The sequence below is a fragment of the Burkholderia sp. YHN3-13 genome, from assembly GCF_055810675.1.
In genome coordinates this window covers 524,415-539,145 of the sequence record NZ_JBVVNQ010000001.1, presented here as the reverse complement: position 1 = coordinate 539,145, position 14,731 = coordinate 524,415, and the positions used below count along the sequence as shown (strand labels likewise).

Genomic DNA, 14,731 nt, shown 5'->3' with positions numbered 1-14,731 from the left:
AAAATGACGGAAGACATGAAGACCTGGTTCGAGATTTACATGCTCCAGAACCGCTATATCGGGCACCTCGACAACGACCGGCTCGAACACTGGCCGGAGATGTTCACCGAGGACTGCACGTACGAGATCGTGCCGAAGGAGAACGCCGATCTCGGGCTGCCGGTCGGGATCGTCCATTGCACGAACCAGCGGATGCTGCGCGATCGCGTGGTGTCGCTGCGGCACGCGAACATCTACGAGGAGCACACGTACCGGCACATGACGTCGGGCCTGACGATCGTCGCGGAACGCGACGGCGAGATCGACACCGAGAGCAACTACGTCGTCGTGCAGACGCGCAGCAACGGCGAGTCGAACGTGTACCAGGCCGGCAAGTACTACGACACGGTCGTGCGCACGCCCGACGGGCTGCGCTACAAGACCAAGCGGGTGATCTACGACACGTCGCGCGTGCAGACGCTGCTCGCGACGCCGATCTGACGAAGCAAGGAAACGACATGACCGAAGCAACGCTGGCCGAGTGGCATCCGCTCGGCGCTTTCGACGAATTCTCCGAAGACGAACCGGCGGCGCGCGTCGCCGGCCAGAAGCCGATCGCCGTGTTCCGGATCGGCGACGAACTGTTCGCGATGCACGACCTCTGCACGCACGGCCATGCGCGGCTGTCCGAGGGTTACGTGGAGGACGGCTGCGTCGAGTGCCCGCTGCACCAGGGGCTGATCGACATCCGCACCGGTGCGCCGAAATGCGCGCCGATCACCGAGCCGGTACGGACCTATCCGATCCGGATCGTCGACGGGCAGGTGGAAGTCAATGTCGGCTGATCCGTTCGTGATCGTCGGCGCCGGCCATGCGGCGCGGCGCACGGCTGAAGCGCTGCGCGAGCGCGATGCGGCGGCGCGCATCGTGATGATCGGCGCGGAGCGCGCGCTGCCGTACGACCGGCCGGCGCTGTCGAAGGATGCGCTGCTGACGGACGGCGGCGAGCAGCGTGCGTTCGTGCGCGACGCGGCGTGGTACGACGCGCAGCGCATCGAGCTGCGGCTCGGCACGCGCGTCGACGCGATCGAGCGTGATGCGCGGCGCGTACGGCTCGACGACGGCACGACGCTGCCGTACGCGCGGCTCGTGCTCGCGACGGGGTCGCGCGTGCGCACGTTCGGCGGGGCGGTCGACGAAGGCGTCGTGCCGCACTACGTCCGTACGGTCGACGATGCGCGTGCGTTGCGTGCGCGACTGGCGCCGGGCCGCCGCGTGGCGGTGCTCGGCGGCGGTTTCATCGGCCTCGAGGTCGCGGCGGCGGCACGCCAGCTCGGCTGCGACGTGACGGTGATCGATCCGGCGCCGCGCTTGCTGCAGCGCGCGCTGCCGGAGGTGGTCGGTGCGTATGCGCGTCGGTTGCACGACGCGCGTGGCGTGGCGTTCCGGATGGCGACGCTGCCGCGTGCGATCCGCCGCGCGCCGGGCGGCGGCGCGATCGTCGAGACCGATCGCGGCGACGTGCCGGCCGATATCGTCGTGGTCGGCATCGGCGTGGTACCGAACGTCGAGCTTGCGCAGGCGGCCGGGCTCGACGTCGACAACGGGATACGCGTCGACGCGGGCTGCCGTACGGCCGATCCGGCGATCTTCGCGGCGGGCGAGGTGACGATGCACTTCAATCCGCTGCTGGGGCGCCACGTGCGGATCGAGTCATGGCAGGTGGCCGAAAACCAGCCGGCCGTCGCGGCGGCGAACCTGCTCGGCGCCGACGAAACCTATGGGGAGCTGCCGTGGCTGTGGTCCGATCAGTACGACTGCAACCTGCAGATGCTCGGGCTGTTCGGCGGCGAACGCACGATCGTCGTGCGCGGCGATCCGGCGAGCGGGCCGTTCACGGTGTTCGGGCTTGGCGACGACGGCAGGATCGTCGCGGTGGCCGCGGCGAACCTCGGGCGCGACATCGGCGCATCGCGCCGGCTGATCGCGGCAGGGGCGGTGCCCGACCCGGCGAAGCTGGCCGATCCGGCGGTGAACCTGAAGACATTCCTGTAACGGCGGCGCGCGCGGTGTGCGTGCACCGCATGCGCCTGCGCGGCCCGCGCGTTTGTCGGTTGCGGCGAAATCGGGGATATTAGCGGCATCGCCGATCCGCCGATCCGCCGGTCCGCCATGACGCCAGACAAAGCCCTCGAACTGAAACGCAGCAAGCGCCGCGCGCTGTGGCTGCTGCTGGCCGCCGTCGCGGTGTTCGTCACGACGATCCTGCTGCCGCGCGGCCCGTGGGTCGACGGCTTCAAGGCCGTGGCCGAAGCCGCGATGGTCGGCGCGCTCGCCGACTGGTTCGCGGTCGTCGCGCTGTTCCGCCGCGTGCCGATTCCGTTCGTGTCGCGCCATACCGAGATCATTCCGAAGAACAAGGACAAGATCGCCGACAATCTCGCGGTGTTCGTGCGCGAGAAGTTCCTCGGCCCCGACGCGCTCGCCGCGCAGATCCGCCAGCACGATCCCGCGCGGAAACTCGGTGCGTGGCTCGGCGAGCCGGCGAACACCGATGCGCTCGGCGGCTACGTGACGAGGCTGATGAGTTTCGCGCTCGACATGACCGACGACGCGCGGATCCAGTCGTTCGTGCACGACGCGTTCCGCGCGGTGCTCGACCGGGTCGACCTGTCGCAGTCGGCCGGCGCGATCCTCGATACGCTGACGAAGGACGGCCGCCACCAGGCGCTGCTCGACGACGCGATCGAACAGGTGGTGGACGTGCTCGACAAGGAGGAGAACCGCGAGGTGATCGCGGGCTTCATCGTCGAATGGCTGAAGACGCAATACCCGAAGGTCGAGAAGATCATGCCGACGCAATGGTTCGGCGAGAACGGCGCGCGGATGCTCGCGAGCGCGGTGAGCCGCGTGCTCGAAGGCGTGGCGGCCGACCCCGAGCACGAGCTGCGGCAGCGCTTCGACCGGACGGTCGCGCGACTGACCGAGCGGCTGAAGCACGATCCGGCGTTCGTCGCGAAGGGCGAGGAGATCAAGCGCTATATCCGCGACGGCGATGCATTCAACGAGTATGCGCGCGACTTGTGGGACCAGTTGCGCGCGTGGCTGAAGGCCGATCTTGCCCGCGCCGATTCGGCGCTGCACCGGCAGGCCGCGACGCTGGGCGGCTGGCTCGGCGCGCGGCTGTCGGAGAGCCCGGCGCTGCGCGCGTCGCTGAACGAGCATGTCGAGAAGGCCGTGCACGAGATGGCGCCGGATTTCGCCGATTTCCTGATGCGCCACATTCGCGATACGGTGCGCAACTGGGATGCGCGCGAGATGTCGCGGCAGATCGAATTGAACATCGGCAAGGATCTGCAGTACATCCGCATCAACGGCACGCTGGTCGGCGGGCTGATCGGGCTCGGGCTGTATCTGGTGTCGCTGGTGCCGCGCTGGGCGGCGGGGTGGCTGCCTTGACGCGCCCATGCCGTTGAACGGCGGCGCCGGCGCGGCCACGAGCACCGCACAACGGGCGCGATGCCGGGCACGCGCTTTTTTTGTCATGCGTGCGCTTTCGCGCCGTGCAGCTGCAGGCCGAGCGCCTTGGTGACTTTCAGGATCGTGCCGAAGCTCGGATTGCCGTCGTGCGACAGCGCCTTGTACAACCCTTCGCGCGACAGGCCCGCATCGCGCGCGACCTTCGACATGCCGCGTGCGCGTGCGATCACGCCGAGCGCGTGCGCGATGAAGGCCGGATCGTCGCCGGCCTCCTGCAGGCAGGCCTCGAAGTAGTCGGCCATGCCGTCTTCGGTTTTCAGGGGTTCGGCCGAATCCCACGGCCGGGTGCGGATCTTGTCCATCGATCACTCCATGTCGAGGCGCGCGAGCATCGCGTGCGCGGCGCGTATGTCGGCCTGTTGCGTCGATTGATCGCCGCCGCAGCGCAGGATGACCCGGATCGGTCCGCGCCGGACGGAGTAGACGCGATAGCCGGGGCCATGGTCGATCCGCATTTCGACGACCGGCGAGCCGGCGGACTTCCGGTCGCCGGGGTTGCCCATCGACAGGCAGTCGATGCGTGCCTGGATGCGGCGCTTCGCGACGCGATCCTGCCGGCCGGCAAACCAGGCGTCGAAGACGTCGGTGGTTCGGGCGCTGAACGTAGGCGCACGGTAGGGCGTCGATGGCAGTATGTCAACCATGGTTCACAGAAAAAAGGGGCGGTGGCAAGTCGTTTCGCGGCTGCTGCGGTAGGGCCGTCCGCCTCGCTTGGGTGCCGATTGGCCGTTCGGCCAAAGTCGAAATCTTTCGAATCCGTCTACAATCAAACACGTCCTTGCCGCTCGTGCATGCTCGTCGCGCACGGGTGGGTCCGTTCGTCCTCCGGCATCCGGGGGCGCCGCCGCGCATCGTTCGTCGCGCGGCGGGAAGTGCCGTGGTCTGTGTCCAGTAGGTAGAGCGTCCGCGTGCCGTAGGCCGGCGCGCGTCATGTACGCCGCGCGCCCGTAGGCCGGGCAGGCGGCATAACCGAGAGTCCCCCATGAAAGCATCGGATCTGTTCGTGAAGGCGCTGGAAGCCGAAGGCGTCGAGTACGTGTTCGGTATTCCCGGCGAAGAAAACCTCGATCTGCTCGAATCGCTGCGGCGATCGAAGATCAAGCTCGTGCTGACCCGGCACGAGCAGGCGGCCGGGTTCATGGCCGCCACCTACGGCCGCCTGACGGGCCGCACCGGCGTGTGTCTCGCGACGCTCGGGCCGGGTGCGACGAACTTCGTCACGGCCGCCGCGTATGCGCAGCTCGGCGGCATGCCGATGCTGATGATCACCGGGCAGAAGCCGATCAAGTCGAGCAAGCAGGGCCACTTCCAGATCGTCGACGTGGTGGACATGATGCAGCCGCTCACGAAATTCACGCGGCAGATCGTGTCGATCGGCAATATCCCGTCGGCCGTGCGCGAGGCGTTCCGCCGCGCGGAGGAGGAGCGCCCCGGCGCGGCGCACCTCGAATTGCCGGAAGACATCGCGCACGAGGAGGGCGACGGCAAGCCGATCCCGCGCAGCTACAGCCGGCGGCCGGTGGCCGAGGAGAAAGCGGTCGCGCGTGCGGTCGACGCGATCCAGGCCGCCCGCCATCCGCTGCTGATGATCGGCGCGGGCGGCAACCGCAAGACCACCTGCAAGATGCTGCTCGAATTCGTCGACAAGACGGGCATCCCGTTCTTCACCACGCAGATGGGCAAGGGCGTGATCGACGAGACCCATCCGCTGTGGCTCGGCAATGCGACGCTGTCCGACGGCGATTTCGTGCATCGCGCGATCGAGCATGCGGACTGCATCATCAACGTCGGCCACGACGTGATCGAGAAGCCGCCGTTCTTCATGCGCACCGACGACAAGACGGTGATCCACGTGAACTTCCTCGGCGCGCAGGTCGATCCCGTCTATTTCCCGCAGATCGAAGTGGTCGGCGACATCGCGAATGCCGTGTGGCAAATGAAAGAGGCCATGTCGCCGCAGCCGCACTGGGATTTCGCGCGCTTCGCGATGATCAAGGAGCATTTCGACGCCCATCTGGAGAAGGGCCAGCACGATCCGCGCTTCCCGATGTACCCGGTGCGGATCGTCAACGACCTGTACAACGCGCTGCCGGTCGACGGCATCGTCTGTCTCGACAACGGGATGTACAAGATCTGGTTCGCGCGCTACTGGCGTGCGCACGAGCCGAATTCGCTGCTGCTCGACAACGCGCTCGCGTCGATGGGCGCCGGCCTGCCGTCGGCGATCGCGACGAAGATCGTGCATCCGCAGCGCAAGGTGATCGCCGTGTGCGGCGACGGCGGCTTCATGATGAATTCGCAGGAGCTCGAGACGGCCGTGCGGCTGAAGCTCGACCTCGTCGTGATGATCCTGCGCGACGACGCGTTCGGGATGATTCGCTGGAAGCAGGAGAACATGAATTTCCCCGATTACGCGATGACGCTGCAGAACCCCGATTTCGTGTCGTATGCGCAAAGCTACGGCGCGCACGGGCATCGTGTCGAATCGGCCGACGATCTCGAGCCGCTGCTGCGCGAGTGCTTCTCGTCGCCGGGCGTGCACGTGATCGACGTGCCGATCGATTACTCGGACAACGAGCGCGTGCTGAACCGCGAGATCAAGCGCCTGTCGGCACAGCTTTGAATACCCCGTTCACCGGAAGGAGTCGTTCCATGTTGAAGGAAACCTATCCGTACTACCTCGCCAACGAAGCCGTCTACGCGAACACCGATCTGGAGGTCACGGACAAGTTCAGCGGCAAGGTCGCGACGCGCGTCGCGCTGGCCGATGCGAAGGCGATCGATGCGGCGATCGGCGCGGCGGTCGCCGCCGCGAAGCCGATGCGCGAGATGCCGGCCTTCAGGCGGCAGGCCGTGCTCGACCATTGCGTCGCGCGCTTTCGCGAGCGCTTCGACGAGCTGGCCGAGGCGTTGTGCATCGAGGCCGGCAAGCCGATCAACGATTCGAAGGGCGAAGTGACGCGGCTGATCGACACGTTCCGCGTCGCCGCGGAGGAATCGGTGCGGATCGACGGCGAGATCGTCAACCTCGAAATTTCCGCGCGTGCGCAGGGTTATACGGGGTACGTGAAGCGCGTGCCGATCGGCCCGTGTTCGTTCATCTCGCCGTTCAACTTCCCGTTGAACCTTGCCGCGCACAAGGTCGCGCCCGCGCTCGCGGCCGGCTGCCCGTTCGTGCTGAAGCCCGCGAGCCGCACGCCGATCGGCGCGTTGATCATCGGCGAGGTGCTCGCGGAAACCGACCTGCCGAAGGGCGCGTTCTCCGTGCTGCCCGCGCATCGCGACGGCGCCGACCTGTTTACGACCGACGAGCGTTTCAAGCTGCTGTCGTTCACGGGTTCGCCGGCCGTCGGCTGGGCGCTGAAGGAGAAGGCGGGCAAGAAGAAAGTCGTGCTGGAACTGGGCGGCAACGCGGCCGCGATCGTCGATGCGGATCAGCGCGACCGGCTCGACTACGTGGTCGAGCGTCTCGCGTTCGGCGCGTACTACCAGTCGGGCCAGAGCTGCATCGGCGTGCAGCGGATCCTCGTGCATGCCGATCTTTACGACGCGCTGCGCGAGAAGCTGATCGCGAAGACGCGTTCGCTGAAGATGGGCGACCCGAAGGATCCGTCGACGTTCGTCGGCCCGATGATCTCCGAATCGGAGTCGCGCCGGCTGTCGGGCTGGATGGACGCGGCCGTCGCGGCGGGCGCGAAGATCGTCGCGGGCGGCAAGGTCGACGGCGCGATGTTCGAGGCGACGCTGCTGGAAAACGTCGGGCACGAGCAAGACCTGTACCGGAAGGAGGCATTCGGCCCGGTCGCGATCCTCGAGAAGTTCGACCGCTTCGACGATGCGCTCGCCCGCGTGAACGACAGCGACTTCGGGCTTCAGGCCGGCGTGTTCACCGATTCGCTCACGCATGCGCAGCGCGCGTGGGATGAACTGGAAGTCGGCGGCGTCGTGATCAACGACGTGCCGTCGTTCCGCGTCGACAACATGCCGTACGGCGGCGTGAAGGATTCGGGCCTCGGCCGCGAAGGGGTCCGCTACGCGATCGAGGACATGACCGAACCGCGGCTGATGGTCGTGCGGCGCCGGTAACGCGCCGGCCGCGGCGTCACTCCGCAACGGCACGCAGGCAGGCGATCGGGCCGGCCTGCGTGCCGTTTTCATTGCGCCGCGCGCATCGGTCCGGCATCGCGCGCGTACCGCCGCGCGGCGGGCCGCCCGACGCGCGCTCGACTGCGGACCTCGCCTCGTGATGTAATCGCGCCAAACCGCCGACCGGGGCACGGCACCGGAAAGCGCGAATTCATTCTTCACGAGGTCGATTCATGTCCCCCGTCTCGGCATTCAAGCTGGTTCTGTTGTCATTCCTGGCGATCGTCGCGCTCGAATGCATCGCCAAGCGGTTGCGGTTGCCGCCCGCGGCCGCGCTGCTGATCGGCGGTATCGGGATCGCATTCATTCCCGGCCTGCCGCCGATCAACCTCGATCCCGAGCTGGTGCTGCTGGTGTTCCTGCCGCCGCTGCTGATGGACGGCGCGTACTTCTCCGTATGGGAAGAGTTCAAGCGTAACGTCGGCGGCATCCTGATGCTCGCGATCGGCGCGGTCGTCTTCACGACGTTCGCGGTCGGTTTCGCCGTGCACTGGGTCGTGCCGGCGCTGCCGTGGGCCGCGTGCTTCGCGCTCGGCGCGATCGTGTCGCCGCCCGACGCGGTCGCCGCGAAAGCCGTGCTCGAACGCGTCGCGCTGCCGCGCCGGCTGATGGTGCTGCTCGAAGGCGAGAGCCTGCTGAACGACGCGGCCGGCCTCGTGCTGTTCCGCTTCGCGGTCGCGGCCGCCCTCACCGGTGCGTTCAGCCTCGAGCACGCGGTCGTGCGTTTCGCGGAACTCGGGCTCGGCGGCGTGGTGGTCGGTTTCGTGATCGGCCGGCTCGTCGTGTGGTTCCTGAAGCTGCTCGACGACGACTATCTCGTGATCACCGTCGCGGTGATCGCCGGCTGGATCGCGTACATCGCGGGCGAAATGGTCGAGGTGTCGGGCGTGATCGCGACGGTCACGGCCGGCATGATCATCGGCTGGCATCAGCACGAGGTGTTCTCGGCCGCCGTGCGCACGCGCGGCACCGCGTTCTGGCAGGTTATCGTGTTCCTGCTCGAGGCGATGGTGTTCGTGCTGATCGGGCTGTCGCTGCGCGGCGCGATTCACCGGCTCGGCGGTTTCGAACAGGTGCTCGCCACGATGGTGCCGCCGGTGATCGCGGTGCTGGCGGCGGTGATCGTGTCGCGCTTCGTGTGGATCTACGCGGTCGAGGCGCTGAAGTGGCCGGTGCGCGGGATCGTACGGCGCGGCGAAGCGCCCGACTGGAAGGCCGCGACGATCATGAGCTGGGCCGGGATGCGCGGCGTCGTGACGCTCGCGATCGCGCTGTCGTTGCCCGAGGCGTTGCCCGGCCGCGACGTGATCCTGGTCGCGTCGTTCGCGGTGATCCTCGTCACCGTGCTGCTGCAGGGCACGACGATCGGGCCGTTGATCCGGCTGCTGCGCCTGCCGCAGCGCGAGGAGCGCGCCGCGCACCATCTGACCGAGCCGCAGACGTGGGCGCACGTCGAGGCCGCGCAGCTCGCGGCGATCCAGCCGCTGGTGCGCGACGAGAACGGCGTCGTGATCCACCCGCGCCTGCTCGAGCAGTACACGTATCGCGCGGAACTGACCGAACGCTCGAAGAACGAACCCGAGTACCCGGCGGAAGTGCGCACCGCGCACTACGACGTCGTGCTGGCCGCGATCAGGGCCGGGCGTGCGGAACTGTTGCGCCTGCATCGGTCGGGGCGCATCCACGACGAGATGCTGCACACGCTCGAACGCGATCTCGACCTGCAGGAAGTGTCCGCGCAGCACGCGCGCGGGTAAGCGGGCGCGACCCGTCATCCCACGGGCCGGCGTTCTGCCGGCCCTGCACCGCGCGCGGCCGATCCTTCCCCGCCGCGCGATGTTGCTCCCGCCCACCAGCCGATTCGACCTGTCGGAATCCGGCCCTCAATACCACCGGCAAACAGCCTTGCAGACCATGCAAGCCTTATGGCGCCGGTCTCGCAAACGTTATCGTCTTTCGAATCCGGAAATGATCAGATTTATCTGATTCCGTCTCTTTCTGCATATTTGGCAAAACTAAACCGGAAGGAGATAGATGCTGTGTTCTAATTTCATTTAGAATCAGCCGGTTATCTTTATTGAGAGAAAGAATGCGGAGGTAATGCGGTCGCCGATGAGGAAGGAATCGGCGTCTCAAGCCCCGCAAGGCAGTGCCGACAGGCCAAATCGGCGGAATCAGGCGGGTTTTTCAACCGCCAAAATAAGATAGTGTCCAAGTCGGATAAACAACTCCTATGAAAGAATCGATTGGAGATTCGGCGTTTGAAACTGTATTTATGAAAGAATCGAGCAGTGATAATGCCTCGGATTGCCTTGAATCGGGGTTATCGGTCCTTCTGGTCGACGATCAACCGTTCGTCGGCGAGGTGATCCGCCGCGCGCTGCGCAGCGAGCACGACATCGATCTGCACGTGTGTACCGACGCGCACCGGGCGATGGCGGTCGCGCGCGACGTGAAGCCGACGGTGATCCTGCAGGACCTCGTGATGCCGGAGATCGACGGCCTCGATCTCGTCCGCGCGTGGCGCGCCGACGCCGGCACCGCGCGGGTGCCGATCATCGTGCTGTCCGCGAAGGAGGAGCCGATCGTCAAGCGCGAGGCGTTCATCGCCGGCGCGAACGACTATCTGGTGAAGCTCCCCGACGCGATGGAGCTGACCGCGCGCATCCGCTATCACTCGAATTCGTACCTGATGTCCCGGCAGCGCGACGAGGCGCTCGATTTCCTGTCGCACGACATGCGTTCCCCGCAGACGTCGATCCTCGCGCTGCTCGACGTCTACCGCGCCGAACACGGCGACATGCCGGCGATCATGGAGCGCATCGCCGGCCATGCGCGGCGTGCGCTGGCGCTTGCCGACGGCTTCATCCACCTGACCCGCGCGCAGTCCGAGCGCCGCGCGCACGAGGTCTTGAGCCTCAACGAGATCGTGGTCGATGCCGTCGACCAGCTGTGGGAGAAAGCGGCCGGGCTCGGCTGCCGGGTCGTCGCGCACGTGCCCGACACCGAGTGCGTGACGATGGGCGACCGCATGATGCTCACGCGCGCGGTCGCGAACCTGATCGACAACGGGCTGAAGTACGGCCCGGCCGGTACGGACGTGCACTGCACGCTGAGCAGCGAGGACGGCGCCTGGCTGATCGGCGTCGAGGATGGCGGCGCCGGCATCGCGCCCGAGCAGCGCACTGCTGCGACCGAGTCGTTCGTGCAGCTCGAAACCGTGAACGGCGCGGCGCGCGGCGGCTTCGGCCTCGGGCTTGCGTTCGTGCGCGCGACGGCGGCGCGGCATCGCGGCCAGATCCTGATGCGCAATACGGCGCGCGGCTTCATGGTCGCGCTTCGGCTGCCGGCGCAAGCGGAGCGGTGATTTCGCGGCGCGGCCTGCCGGCGCCGCGTCGTCCGCATCCGACCCCGATGCGCTCGTGGCGCGCCGACCGGCGCGCAGGCGGGCGCGGATTTTTTCAACGCTGATTTTAGAAAGCCCATAACGAACATGGCCACCGTGACGCCCCGCGCGACCAATGAAAGCCTGCATCCGACGATCGGCGCTGCCCGGCTGACGCTCGGCAATCGCATCCTGCTCAGCTTCGGCGTGTTGTTCGTGCTGATGCTGGTGACAGCCGGCGTGTCCTACGAGCGACTGCGCGCGATCAACGCCGAAGCCATCAGCATCGAGCGCGACTCGCTGCCCGGCGTGTACCTCGCGTCATCGCTGCGCGGCTCGGTCAACGAATCGTTCATGCTGCTGCAGCAGGCAACGTTCGTCGATACCGACCCCGACAGCGTGCATCGCGATCTCGCGAAGATCGCCGACGCGATGAAGGAAGTCGAGGCGCTGTCGGTCGATTATCAGGCCACGACGTTCCGCGACGACGACCGGCAGCGGTTCGCCGCGTTCCGCGGCGCATACGATCGTTACCTGCCGCTCCTGAGCGACGCGATTCAGAAGACCCGCGCGTCGCACGACGACGCGGTCGCGGCATACACCAAGGCGCAACCGGCCTGGGCCGAGGTCGTGCGCAACGCCAACGTCCTGGTCCAGGAGAACCGCAAGTTCGCCGAGCAGTCCGCGAAGCTGATCCGCGAATCCGTGCAGGACACCGAGGTCGTGCTCGCGACCGCGCTCGCGTTCGTGCTGCTGTCCGCGCTCGGGCTCGGCTACGTGCTGTACCGTTCGGTGACCGTTCCGATGGCGCGCCTGGTGGAAGTGCACGACGTGATGCGCACCGGCAACCTCACGCGCCGCCTCGACCTGCGTCGCCGCGACGAATTCGGCACGCTCGAGACGGGCTTCAACCGGATGGCCGACGAGCTGACCGAACTCGTCGCGCGCGCGCAGCAGTCGTCGCTGCAGGTGACCACGTCGGTGGCCGAGATCGCGGCGACGTCGCGCGAGCAGCAGGCGACCGCGAACGAAACCGCGGCGACGACGACCGAGATCGGCGCGACCTCGCGCGAGATCTTCGCGACCTCGCGCGACCTGCTGCGCACGATGAACGAGGTGGCCGGCGTGGCCGAGCAGTCGGCGACGCTCGCCGGCGTGAGCCAGAGCGGGCTCACGCGGATGGGCGAGACGATGCGCAGCGTGATGGACGCGGCCGGCTCGGTGAACGCGAAGCTCGCGATCCTCAACGAGAAGGCGCTGAACATCAACCAGGTGGTCGCGACCATCACCAAGGTGGCCGACCAGACCAACCTGCTGTCGCTGAACGCGGCGATCGAGGCCGAGAAGGCCGGCGAGTACGGCCGCGGCTTCGCGGTCGTCGCGACCGAGATCCGTCGCCTGGCCGACCAGACGGCCGTCGCGACCTACGACATCGAGCAGACGGTGAAGGAAATCCAGTCGGCCGTGTCGGCGGGGGTGATGGGGATGGACAAGTTCTCCGAGGAAGTGCGCCGCGGGATGCTCGACGTGCAGCAGGTCGGCGGGCAACTGTCGCAGATCATCGCCGAGGTGCAGACGCTCGCACCGCGCTTCCAGATGGTCAACGAGGGGATGCAGACGCAGGCGAACGGCGCCGAGCAGATCACGCAGGCGCTGTCGCAACTGTCGGAGGCCGCGCAGCAGACGGCCGAGTCGCTGCGCCAGTCGTCGCAGGCGATCGACGACCTGACGCTGGTGGCGAACCAGTTGCGCACCAGTGTGTCGCGCTTCAAGGTCGACGCGTGACGCGCGCCGATCCGCAGAACGGCGCGCAGGCGCTGTTCCTGATGTTCGAGCTCGACGGCGAGCGTTATGCGCTCGACGCGGCCGGCATCGACGAGGTGCTGCCGCTCGCGGACACGAAGGCCGTGCCCGGCGCGCCCGACTGGATCGCCGGGCTGTTGATGCGCGCCGGCCAGCCGGTGCCGGTGATCGACGTGCCGATGCTGGCGCTCGGGCGGCGCGCGCACGCGCTGCGCTCGACGCGGCTCGTGATGGTCCGCTACCGCGCGGGCGAGGCCGGCGTCGAGCGCACGCTCGGCCTGATCGTCGAACGTGCGACGCAGACGATGCGGATCGACCGCGCGGCGTTCCACGCGAGCGGCATCTCGACCGCGCGCACGCGCTGGCTCGGGCACGTCGCCAATACGCCTGACGGCATCGTGCAGCAGGTGTCGGTGTCCGACCTGATCGATGACGTGGTGCGCCTGTATCTGTTCGATGGCCTGCCGGGCCACGGGGGGGAGTTCGCATGAAAGCGTCCGAATCGCGATTTCGCGGCTGGCTGTTGCGCGAGACCGGCATCGACCCCGATTCGCTCGGCAACGATTTTCTGACGCGGGCGCTGACGGAGCGCGTGCATGCGCTGCAGGCGGACGGCGAGCGGCTGCCGTCGGCGGCGCGGCCGCCGGTCACGCCGGAGGCGCTCGACGCGTACTGGCAGCAGTTGAACGCATCGGCCGACGAGCGGCGCGCGCTGATCGAGCTGTTCGTCGTGCCCGAGACGTGGTTCTTCCGCGACCGCGAGGCGTTCGCGACGCTCGCGCGGCTGGCGGCCGAACGGCTTGCCGCGCTGCCCGGCCGGGTGATCCGCGTGCTGAGCGCGCCGTGCTCGACGGGCGAGGAGCCGTATTCGGCGGCGATGGCGCTGCTCGACGCGGGGCTCGAGCCGGCCAGCTTCACGATCGACGCGATCGATCTCAGCGCGCGCGCGATCGAGTACGCGCGGCTCGGCTGTTACGGACGCAACGCGTTTCGCGGCACGGCGACGGAGTTTCGTTCACGGTATTTCACGCCGGCCGGCGACGGCTGGCTGCTCGACGAGCGCGTGCGCGCCTGCGTGCAGTTTCGTCACGCGAATCTCGTCGAACCGGCCGCGGATACGGGCATTCGCTACGATTTCGTGTTCTGCCGCAACGTGCTGATCTATTTCGACCGCGACGCGCAGGATCGCGTGATCCGCTCGCTCGACGCGCTGCTCGTCGACGACGGCATGCTGTTCGTCGGGCCGGCCGAAACGGGCGTCGCGATGCGGCACGGAATGCGCTCGGCGCGCGTGCCGCTGGCATTCGCGTTTCATCGCGAGCCGGCCGGCACGGCGGCCGACGCGGCCGCGGCTGCGGCGGCGCCGTACCGGCGCACCGAGCGCTTCACGGTCGCGCCGCTCGCCGCGACGCGCTCGGTGCTGGCCGTTGCGCCGCCGTCCTGGCCGGGTGATGCGCGTCAGCCGTTCGCGGTGCCGCCGCCGGCCGTGAACACGGCCACCTTCGATGCGCGGGCCGACCTGTCGGCCGCGACGGCCGAAGCGGTCGCGCCGGTTGCCGAAGCCGTCGCGCCGACACTCGAGGATGCGCAGGCGCTCGCGAACGCCGGCGCATTCGACGAGGCCGAGCGCGTGCTCGCGCAGTTCTCGGCGCGCGTCGGCCCGCATGCCGATGCGTTCTACCTGAACGGATTGATCGCGGATGCGCGCGGGCGCGCCGCGGAAGCGGGCGACTTCTACCGGAAGGCGCTGTATCTGCGACCCACGCACCACGAAGCGCTGACCCATCTCGCGACGCTGCTCGACGTCGGCGGCGATCGTGCGGGCGCGCAATGGCTGCTCGAGCGCGCACGGCGCTCGGCCGGCTGACACGATGACGG

13 protein-coding genes are annotated in these 14,731 nt (G+C 67.9%); 11 read left to right on the top strand and 2 right to left on the bottom strand.

Annotated elements, in window-relative coordinates; all coding sequences use genetic code 11:
* Positions 1–3: 3 nt before the first annotated feature.
* The 4 genes from andAd to AC0KUR_RS02300 all read left to right on the top strand — a co-directional run bounded on the left by andAd (position 4) and on the right by AC0KUR_RS02300 (position 3,438).
* On the top strand, positions 4–480 hold the full coding sequence (andAd, locus tag AC0KUR_RS02315) for an anthranilate 1,2-dioxygenase small subunit AndAd (protein ID WP_006490977.1): 477 nt from the start codon (positions 4–6) through the stop codon (positions 478–480).
* A 17-nt stretch (positions 481–497) separates the two neighbouring features.
* Entirely contained in the window at positions 498–824 is a 327-nt protein-coding gene (gene andAb / locus AC0KUR_RS02310; RefSeq protein ID WP_006479527.1) for an anthranilate 1,2-dioxygenase ferredoxin subunit AndAb, read from the top strand.
* Complete coding sequence (gene andAa / locus AC0KUR_RS02305; RefSeq protein WP_226251892.1) at positions 814–2,034, top strand: anthranilate 1,2-dioxygenase system ferredoxin--NAD(+) reductase; 1,221 nt, start codon at positions 814–816, stop codon at positions 2,032–2,034. Before andAb ends, andAa begins: the two co-directional genes overlap by 11 nt.
* Before the next feature lie 117 nt (positions 2,035–2,151).
* Positions 2,152–3,438 (top strand): DUF445 domain-containing protein, encoded by a 1,287-nt coding sequence (locus tag AC0KUR_RS02300; protein ID WP_059558474.1) that lies wholly within the window; start codon positions 2,152–2,154, stop codon positions 3,436–3,438.
* 83 nt (positions 3,439–3,521) lie between these two features.
* On the opposite strand, the gene AC0KUR_RS02295 is transcribed toward AC0KUR_RS02300, so the two are convergent.
* Complete coding sequence (locus AC0KUR_RS02295) at positions 3,522–3,821, bottom strand: addiction module antidote protein (RefSeq protein ID WP_473375286.1); 300 nt, start codon at positions 3,819–3,821, stop codon at positions 3,522–3,524.
* A gap of 3 nt (positions 3,822–3,824) precedes the next feature.
* Positions 3,825–4,163, bottom strand: coding sequence for a type II toxin-antitoxin system RelE/ParE family toxin (locus tag AC0KUR_RS02290; protein WP_200086641.1), 339 nt, complete (start codon positions 4,161–4,163; stop codon positions 3,825–3,827).
* Positions 4,164–4,501: 338 nt separating this feature from the next.
* Between AC0KUR_RS02290 and AC0KUR_RS02285 the strand changes: the two genes are divergently transcribed.
* The 7 genes from AC0KUR_RS02285 to AC0KUR_RS02255 all read left to right on the top strand — a co-directional run bounded on the left by AC0KUR_RS02285 (position 4,502) and on the right by AC0KUR_RS02255 (position 14,720).
* A complete protein-coding gene (locus AC0KUR_RS02285; RefSeq protein ID WP_034185662.1) occupies positions 4,502–6,142 on the top strand; it encodes an acetolactate synthase large subunit in 1,641 nt (546 codons plus the stop codon).
* 29 nt (positions 6,143–6,171) lie between these two features.
* Positions 6,172–7,605 (top strand): aldehyde dehydrogenase family protein, encoded by a 1,434-nt coding sequence (locus tag AC0KUR_RS02280; RefSeq protein ID WP_034185663.1) that lies wholly within the window; start codon positions 6,172–6,174, stop codon positions 7,603–7,605.
* Positions 7,606–7,838: 233 nt separating this feature from the next.
* Positions 7,839–9,422 carry a Na+/H+ antiporter gene (locus AC0KUR_RS02275; RefSeq protein WP_473375285.1) on the top strand — a complete coding sequence of 528 codons (1,584 nt, stop codon included), beginning with the start codon at positions 7,839–7,841 and terminating at the stop codon, positions 9,420–9,422.
* Between the two features lie 476 nt (positions 9,423–9,898).
* Positions 9,899–11,032: a hybrid sensor histidine kinase/response regulator gene (locus AC0KUR_RS02270; RefSeq protein WP_034185665.1), complete on the top strand. Its 1,134-nt coding sequence runs from the start codon at positions 9,899–9,901 to the stop codon at positions 11,030–11,032.
* A 126-nt stretch (positions 11,033–11,158) separates the two neighbouring features.
* Positions 11,159–12,835 carry a methyl-accepting chemotaxis protein gene (locus tag AC0KUR_RS02265; RefSeq protein ID WP_034185666.1) on the top strand — a complete coding sequence of 559 codons (1,677 nt, stop codon included), beginning with the start codon at positions 11,159–11,161 and terminating at the stop codon, positions 12,833–12,835.
* Complete coding sequence (locus tag AC0KUR_RS02260; protein ID WP_473375284.1) at positions 12,832–13,344, top strand: chemotaxis protein CheW; 513 nt, start codon at positions 12,832–12,834, stop codon at positions 13,342–13,344. The genes AC0KUR_RS02265 and AC0KUR_RS02260 overlap by 4 nt, the downstream gene beginning before the upstream one ends.
* Positions 13,341–14,720, top strand: coding sequence for a CheR family methyltransferase (locus AC0KUR_RS02255; RefSeq protein ID WP_473375283.1), 1,380 nt, complete (start codon positions 13,341–13,343; stop codon positions 14,718–14,720). The genes AC0KUR_RS02260 and AC0KUR_RS02255 overlap by 4 nt, the downstream gene beginning before the upstream one ends.
* Positions 14,721–14,731: the final 11 nt, after the last annotated feature.

Coding starts and splice junctions, on each gene's coding strand:
- andAd (WP_006490977.1), top strand. CDS start 4: ATGACGGAAGACATGAAGACCTGGTTCGAGATTTACATGCTCCAGAAC.
- andAb (WP_006479527.1), top strand. CDS start 498: ATGACCGAAGCAACGCTGGCCGAGTGGCATCCGCTCGGCGCTTTCGAC.
- andAa (WP_226251892.1), top strand. CDS start 814: ATGTCGGCTGATCCGTTCGTGATCGTCGGCGCCGGCCATGCGGCGCGG.
- AC0KUR_RS02300 (WP_059558474.1), top strand. CDS start 2,152: ATGACGCCAGACAAAGCCCTCGAACTGAAACGCAGCAAGCGCCGCGCG.
- AC0KUR_RS02295 (WP_473375286.1), bottom strand. CDS start 3,821: ATGGACAAGATCCGCACCCGGCCGTGGGATTCGGCCGAACCCCTGAAA.
- AC0KUR_RS02290 (WP_200086641.1), bottom strand. CDS start 4,163: ATGGTTGACATACTGCCATCGACGCCCTACCGTGCGCCTACGTTCAGC.
- AC0KUR_RS02285 (WP_034185662.1), top strand. CDS start 4,502: ATGAAAGCATCGGATCTGTTCGTGAAGGCGCTGGAAGCCGAAGGCGTC.
- AC0KUR_RS02280 (WP_034185663.1), top strand. CDS start 6,172: ATGTTGAAGGAAACCTATCCGTACTACCTCGCCAACGAAGCCGTCTAC.
- AC0KUR_RS02275 (WP_473375285.1), top strand. CDS start 7,839: ATGTCCCCCGTCTCGGCATTCAAGCTGGTTCTGTTGTCATTCCTGGCG.
- AC0KUR_RS02270 (WP_034185665.1), top strand. CDS start 9,899: ATGAAAGAATCGATTGGAGATTCGGCGTTTGAAACTGTATTTATGAAA.
- AC0KUR_RS02265 (WP_034185666.1), top strand. CDS start 11,159: ATGGCCACCGTGACGCCCCGCGCGACCAATGAAAGCCTGCATCCGACG.
- AC0KUR_RS02255 (WP_473375283.1), top strand. CDS start 13,341: ATGAAAGCGTCCGAATCGCGATTTCGCGGCTGGCTGTTGCGCGAGACC.